This window comes from Bradyrhizobium sp. NBAIM08 (assembly GCF_020193935.1).
Lineage (GTDB): Bacteria > Pseudomonadota > Alphaproteobacteria > Rhizobiales > Xanthobacteraceae > Bradyrhizobium > Bradyrhizobium yuanmingense.
This window is the reverse complement of record NZ_JADYVR010001067.1, coordinates 1-397: the sequence shown is the minus strand read 5'-3', so window position 1 is coordinate 397 and position 397 is coordinate 1. Positions and strand designations below refer to the sequence as shown.

The following is a 397-nucleotide window of genomic DNA, read 5'->3' as shown; positions in this document are numbered from 1 at the left end:
CATTGGCGCCGCCCTTGGCGAACCCCGCCGCGCCGCCCTGGCCTTCGCCGGAGATCCGGTAGCCGTTCGGCGGGTCAAGGTCGGAGAGGGTGACCTCACCGGCGAACTTGGCGCTGATCGGGCCGACCTTGACCACCGCGACGGCCTTCAGCCGGTCGTTCTCCAGCTTTTCCAGCGACTGGCAGCCGGGAATGCAGGCCTTGAGGACGTCGGGGTCGTTCAGCGCCGCCCAGACCTTGTCGCGCGGCGCCGCGATCAGTTGCTCCCCGGTCATCTTCATGAAGGCCACCCTTGTCAGCCAGGCGTTGACGTGCAGCCTGCATGGCAGGCGCATCTTCCTAGCGCGCCCGCTTCGATGTGCAAGCCGCGGCCCGGCGGCAATTTCCTCAGGCCGGGC

The 397-nt window shown here is 68.8% G+C and carries 1 protein-coding gene; it reads right to left on the bottom strand.

Annotated elements, in window-relative coordinates; genetic code table 11:
* Positions 1–280, bottom strand: a 280-nt coding sequence (locus tag I6F37_RS43500; RefSeq protein ID WP_225154911.1) for a carbon monoxide dehydrogenase subunit G, incomplete at its 3' end; no start/stop codon positions are given.
* Between the last annotated feature and the right edge of the window lie 117 nt (positions 281–397).